The organism is Cytophaga sp. FL35 (genome assembly GCF_014349235.1).
In the GTDB taxonomy this organism is placed as follows: domain Bacteria; phylum Bacteroidota; class Bacteroidia; order Flavobacteriales; family Flavobacteriaceae; genus Euzebyella.
Map to the genome: position 1 here is coordinate 1 of NZ_JACSOH010000051.1, position 5,372 is coordinate 5,372.

The window sequence follows — 5,372 nt, forward strand, 5'->3', positions numbered from 1 at the left end:
CATAGCCCTGCGATGATGCACAAACCCCAAAGTGCGGGAATTGGAGCGGAGCGACAATGTAGCGATTTGGGTTCACCTTTAGGTGAATTGTGCATCATCACATAAATATATGGAACTCCAAAATACCTACATGCCTTATTTTTAATTGATTACAAAATTTAAACTTCGGTAAAACGTATATCAACTCATTTGTGTTTGTAAATTGATATACAAAATACCAAACTTATACTTCTTCATTTGTAACTTAATTCTAAAGATATACATTCTTCGTATATATTTTAAAATTAGGATTCTACCTGTCTTTTAAGAATACTCTTATTTCAGTTTTTTTCTTCCTAGCCTTTTCTGGGCCTCTAATAGAGCATCGTGCAGCTTTTCCTCCAACTGTGCCTTTGGGGGAAGTTCCGTCCAATATTCGGCCACCATAATACCGTCCCTTCCCATTTCCAAGAGTTCTATCTGTTCGTTACTTTTTTCGGCACAGAGTATAAGCCCTATGGGCTGCTCCTCTCCCTCCTGCCTTTCATAACGGTTCAACCATTTGAGATAGAGCTCCATTTGGCCTTTATGGGCAAGTTTGAATTCCTCCAGTTTAAGCTCTATGGCGACCAGACGTTTCAGTTTTCGGTGATAGAATAAAAGGTCTAGATAAAAATCCTTTCCATCCATGATCATTCGCTTTTGCCGTTCGACGAATGCGAACCCTTTTCCCAACTCAAGGATGAAGAGTTCCAATTCCTTGATGATCGCTGATTCAAGGTCTTTTTCGAGATATCCGTCCTGGACGCCTAAAAAGTCCAAAATGTACGGGTCTTTGAAAGAGGCACTTACTTTATTGGATGCGACAATATTTGGCTTTTCGCGATTTCCTTGCGTTCGTATGCCTTGCGTTCGATTTGGAACTGAAGTTGCCTCTTGCTCCACCCCTCCTCGGCTGCCTTGGATGCGTAGAACAAACGCTTGTTCTCATCTTTTATGGGCAAGAGTACGATAAAATGTGTCCAGCTCAATTGTGTCACCAGCGGTGACACAATCTTCAAGTCCGGGAACATTCTGGCAAATTGCATCATGCGCCGGAGATTGCGGAGCTCAAAGCTCTTACCAAAATGCTCGACCAATTGCCGCGATACCTTCGCCGTAATTTCCCCTGCGTACTCTGCCCGGCTCTCCTCTAGAACGTGCGTATTTATTTTGAAACCTACTTGCCAATATACTATTGTCAAGGTGCTGTTAACCTGAAAGGTGACCTGTCTCTTACCTTGCTCAATAATTTTGGCTAGGTCTTGGAACAGGCTTTGGGATCGTTTTTTTGAACTTTCCACTAAGTTACTACTTCTGAATTATCAATTGTCGAAAATGGGGAAGGCTACATTTTTAGGGAAGGCTACATTGGGTGCTGTTTTTTATTTTCCAAAAATTCTATTTAGATATCGAGTTTGTTTATCATTCGCAACATTACCGTATTTCAATTTCGGCAAGGTGTTTCTCAATTGGACAATACTTTCTTCAGACCAATCATTAGTCAACCTTAAGTTTTGCAACTCTTTCAACCCTACTATAGCCTCTAATGAGTTGTCCAAGATTTTGGTAGACCTTAAGTAGAGATATTTTAAATTCACTAATTCGCGGATAAAGTCAATAGATTTTAGTTTTAGTCGCTCGTACATTCCTCCGCTGATTCCAAGTCCTTGTAGTTGTTTTAAATTTCCTAAATACTTCCAATCATTAACCTTTTTTAAATTTTCTGATTCTATAGTGATTAGGTTTGGTAATTCGCATATTGGTTGAATACTTCTTAGACCAGTTGATAAACCAAGATTCAAATGTTCAATTTCGGTTTTGTCTTTTAAACACTCCAAATCCTTTATAGAACTCCATTTAATGTTGATTCCTTTTAAGTTTTTCATTCGACCAATGGATTCAAATGTTGTTTGATTTAACTTATGATAAGTCCATATGTATTCAACATTATCTAGTTGTTCAAGCATGCTATTCCAGATTTTTAGTTCTTTAGTTTTGTTGGCTTCGTTCTGGAAGCCGATACCAAGCAACTTAACATTGTTTATTTTTTTGTTATTACAAGTTAGATATTCAGGTTTCCTATTCTTGTAATTCCAAAATCCGTGTTTAACATCTTTTTTTTCTAGACTCAATGTCGTTCGTCTTAAATTGCAACTAACACAGGGCTATGTGTAGTCGTGCGATTGGATATTTGTTTATCATACCGAAAGGTACGTAAAAAAGAAAAATACAAGGGAGCACACCGGATTGCATATAGCGGTTGATATGCACAGTTTTCCTCGATGGCACCTGAAGGTGATAATATCGATGGTCCCTCATCTCAAAACAAATGGCTTATAAAAATCCTTTATTTGAACTTTATGATGATTATTGCGGTTATTAATACTACAACAAAAATTCCTGCACCTATATAACTCCACCTAGAATTTCTCCGAAAGCATTCCTCCAAAAATTCAAGTATGTTCTCAATCATCCTTTTTTTGACCTTTTATTTTGATGAAATGAAACTTACATCATTTAAGAAATAAAACCCCGATAAATTAGTATTATGCCTAAAACAAAAAATACTATTAGTCCGAAAACAATATTGATATCGTAAGAAAACAACCAATAATCATAATTCTCATCCTTTCGATTTTCTCTGACTAGAAGAACGAACCAGACCAAGGTAATAATAACCAAAAAGATGCCCAATAATAGATTTTGATAATTCATATGTAGAGCCCTAAAAAAAAATCGTTTTTTTGAACTCTACTTAAGGTGTTTTGGAAAATCCATTCGACCGCCCAAAACCCTTACGATGAATATTTGGTTCCCCATTATGTAGTAAAAGATTACGTGTGCCTTGTAACGATAACGTAGTAGCATTTTATCCTTTATGGCCACATATCTCCTACCAAGTTCGGGATTGTCGGCCAGTTCGTCCAAAACACTTTTGAGGCCCTCTGCATATTTTAAGGATTGTGCTTCCCCGAAATTTTCAACCGTGTATTTGGCAATGGTTTTAAAATCAGCCCTTGCCTTTTCACTGATGACATATTTATTTTCCGGCATTGTGCTCATTTATCGCTTCTTCCCAAATACTGTCTATAGTAGCATCGGTAGGACCACTCTCGACACCTTCAATAAGAGCTTCGTTCAGATCCACTATGCGTTTTCTGCGCTCTTGATCCTTCCGGATTATGTCCCTGATATATTCACTATCGTTAGTGTAGAACCCCTGCTCTATCAAACTTTTGACAAACGTATCTTGTTGTTCCGTAAAAGTGATGGATTTTCTTATTACCGCCATATTGAACCAATATTAATAACTATGGTTCAATTTAGGTCTTTTTTATGGACAAGGCAAGTATCCCTTTTTTGAACTTTCCACTAAGTTACGATTTCCAAATCATCAATTATACAAAACAGGAAAAGCTACAATGCAAATTAAAGAAAACGTGAACACAAGGGAAATTATATAATTGAGGATTCTTAAAAAGCTGCCATGAAGTTCACTCCTATCTAATATATTCTATGTTCTTTGGCCGTTCTGGTCAATTAGTATTGGGGCTCTAAATTCGGTTATTCTACAATTGGTATTGCTCAAAAATTATATATGTTAATTTATTTAACAAATGCCATATTTTTATTATCTTAATAATGTTTTTAAAAACTTGTGTTAGTTATGGATGGATATAACACCTTTTTATGTCCCCCATGAAGGCTAGGTGCACCTGGCCTTTTTTGCTAGAGGTATTCTTACCTTGTTAAGGAATATGATCTAAGGTCATGGACCTTTCGTATCCAGTTGATTATAATTGTACCAAAATCATTTAATAGCCCTAAGCTCGTAAACACTTATACTGTCCAATTTAAGAAGGGAACCGTTATTTAATCGGTAGTTAGAATGATCAATGTGTTCATAATGGATCAGTTATAGTAACTGACTCATATTTATACAACAACTGCGTCCTTACGCCGTTGAATCAATACATCAAACCCACATATTGATTTGATGTTTAAAGCAAGGTAAAAGGTCGGCTAAACCCCGACCTTTTTTAATGCTTATCTATCAAGCTTGATTTTTACGTCGCCTTGTCGAAGTGGAGTCCAAAATTTTCAGCTTGATTATTTTAATGGATTTGTTCTACCAATTCGTTAACGGCTTTTTCACCTACCGGTTCACTTTTAAAGTGATCGTTTATTTGAACTTTACAAAAACAAAGATTTCAAGATATAATAGGTTAGCAAACCTACAATTACGAAACCAAAAATCTGAGGTCCAAGTTTGTTCTTATTATAATCATCCCTAGATTAAAAAAAACAAAAGTTATCAGGAAATCATTTTTATAAACTCAGTCTTTCTTACCTCCGGTTATTCCATATTTTTTAAACATGTATTTCCGATCACTTCTTATAACATAAACTGTGTCAGTATTTGCTTTTGATAAAATTGTATCACCTACTTCGATAAATTCATATAACTTGGTAGGGTATGGTTTTTTATTGTCCTTTGCTAAATCTATTTTGTACTCGCCATTTATACAAAGTGCCCCTCTATATTGGCTAAATTCCTTAACAACAAATTTATAATCCTCACCGTACTCTATCCACTTTCCGCAGAAATATGTACAACTACAATTTAGAATCCCAAAAGCGAATATAAAACATCCAATTTTAACATAATTAGACCTCATTCCAAACTATTTTTTCCCTCTTATGTCTTTATTGTATAAATCTATAATGGCCTCATCGAAATCATCATGTTCCTCTGTCCATCCCACATTTCCATTTCCTGATACAGTAGTACTCAATGGTATTCCAATTCCTAGACTTCTCGATTCTCCAAATACAGCCCCTTCCAGTAAACCATACTCCTTTTGTACTCATAATTATTAAATTTATTTATGGTGCAAAATTGGTTAGGTTGTAGTGATTTTACTTTTGCAAATCTCTTGAAGACATTGTCAAATCTATTTTACTGGAGGTTTCATAGCCTTATCAATCTTTTATTTGAACTTTATCGTAAGTTACGATTTCCGGATTGTCAATGGTAGAAAACGCGAAAGATAACATTTTCAGTTAATCAAGTTCTTGTGTAAAAAAATGATACTTTTGCCCGAACCCTAATAATGTTATGGAATGTAAACGCTAACATATGAGTCGGAGGCAGTACCCGGTTTACGGAATTCCGATATCGAAGATATCCTCAATACTGCCAGGGCGTTCAATTCCGATAACGGGATCATCGGTTGCCTGATCTACTATTCGGGTAGGTTCATACAGATTTTGGAGGGTCCCGAGGACAAGGTCAAGGCCTTTTACGCGAACATCGAAAAGGATAAAAGGCATAAAAAAGTGAACCTTTT

The 5,372-nt window shown here is 36.1% G+C and carries 7 protein-coding genes; 1 reads left to right on the top strand and 6 read right to left on the bottom strand.

The window, feature by feature from the left end:
• Positions 1-315: 315 nt before the first annotated feature.
• From BIZ36_RS20980 to BIZ36_RS20295, 6 genes are all read right to left on the bottom strand, one after another.
• The gene (locus tag BIZ36_RS20980; protein ID WP_222937493.1) at positions 316-801 is read right to left on the bottom strand and encodes a PDDEXK nuclease domain-containing protein; all 486 of its coding nucleotides are present in this window, start codon (positions 799-801) and stop codon (positions 316-318) included.
• 26 nt (positions 802-827) lie between these two features.
• Positions 828-1,322, bottom strand: a complete 495-nt coding sequence (locus tag BIZ36_RS20985) for a DUF1016 N-terminal domain-containing protein (RefSeq protein ID WP_222937494.1) — start codon at positions 1,320-1,322, stop codon at positions 828-830.
• Positions 1,323-1,403: 81 nt separating this feature from the next.
• Positions 1,404-2,153 (bottom strand): leucine-rich repeat domain-containing protein, encoded by a 750-nt coding sequence (locus BIZ36_RS20280; protein ID WP_187459681.1) that lies wholly within the window; start codon positions 2,151-2,153, stop codon positions 1,404-1,406.
• Positions 2,154-2,772: 619 nt separating this feature from the next.
• Positions 2,773-3,075, bottom strand: coding sequence for a type II toxin-antitoxin system RelE/ParE family toxin (locus BIZ36_RS20285; protein ID WP_187459682.1), 303 nt, complete (start codon positions 3,073-3,075; stop codon positions 2,773-2,775).
• Complete coding sequence (locus tag BIZ36_RS20290) at positions 3,062-3,313, bottom strand: type II toxin-antitoxin system ParD family antitoxin (RefSeq protein WP_187459683.1); 252 nt, start codon at positions 3,311-3,313, stop codon at positions 3,062-3,064. The genes BIZ36_RS20285 and BIZ36_RS20290 overlap by 14 nt, the downstream gene beginning before the upstream one ends.
• A 1,045-nt stretch (positions 3,314-4,358) precedes the next feature.
• On the bottom strand, positions 4,359-4,700 hold the full coding sequence (locus BIZ36_RS20295) for a hypothetical protein (RefSeq protein WP_187459684.1): 342 nt from the start codon (positions 4,698-4,700) through the stop codon (positions 4,359-4,361).
• Between the two features lie 508 nt (positions 4,701-5,208).
• Here BIZ36_RS20295 and BIZ36_RS21375 point away from each other — a divergent pair.
• Positions 5,209-5,372: BLUF domain-containing protein (locus tag BIZ36_RS21375; RefSeq protein WP_353616864.1), on the top strand; the 164-nt coding region annotated here is incomplete at its 3' end.

Excerpts from the sequence above, each read along its gene's own strand:
- BIZ36_RS20285 (WP_187459682.1), bottom strand. The coding sequence starts at position 3,075 with ATGCCGGAAAATAAATATGTCATCAGTGAAAAGGCAAGGGCTGATTTT.
- BIZ36_RS20290 (WP_187459683.1), bottom strand. The coding sequence starts at position 3,313 with ATGGCGGTAATAAGAAAATCCATCACTTTTACGGAACAACAAGATACG.
- BIZ36_RS20295 (WP_187459684.1), bottom strand. The coding sequence starts at position 4,700 with ATGAGGTCTAATTATGTTAAAATTGGATGTTTTATATTCGCTTTTGGG.